Source organism: Enterovibrio qingdaonensis (assembly GCF_028683135.1).
GTDB classification, from domain to species: domain Bacteria; phylum Pseudomonadota; class Gammaproteobacteria; order Enterobacterales; family Vibrionaceae; genus Enterovibrio; species Enterovibrio qingdaonensis.
Genome location: NZ_JAJUBB010000084.1, coordinates 1 through 326 on the forward strand (window position 1 = coordinate 1; position 326 = coordinate 326).

The window sequence follows — 326 nt, forward strand, 5'->3', positions numbered from 1 at the left end:
ATAAGTTGTTAGGTGTCACATAACTTCAATTGGATTAATCAAATATGAATATTGAAAAGATCAAAGATGTTCTATCCGAAAATCTGGGGGAAGGCTTCAAGATCGTTGATGAAAATGGCGAAATGACTGCTGCAATTGAATGGGTCGATTGGGTTCAATTGTCAGATGACGAAAATGATATTCAAATAGAAGTCTATTTCGAAGATGACAGTAAAAAGATCTTTCCTAAAGGTCTGAAACTTCGTCAAATATGGCATGAAGACTCATAGCAAAGTTTGTTGATGTAACTAATGATCTTTGTTCAAAGTAAGTCGGGAATTTTCACC

The 326-nt window shown here is 34.7% G+C and carries 1 protein-coding gene; it reads left to right on the plus strand.

From position 1 onward, the window contains the following. The first annotated feature begins 44 nt into the window (after positions 1–44). Complete coding sequence (locus LRP49_RS25220; protein WP_274146426.1) at positions 45–269, plus strand: hypothetical protein; 225 nt, start codon at positions 45–47, stop codon at positions 267–269. Positions 270–326 lie beyond the last annotated feature (57 nt).

Coding starts and splice junctions, on each gene's coding strand:
- LRP49_RS25220 (WP_274146426.1), top strand. CDS start 45: ATGAATATTGAAAAGATCAAAGATGTTCTATCCGAAAATCTGGGGGAA.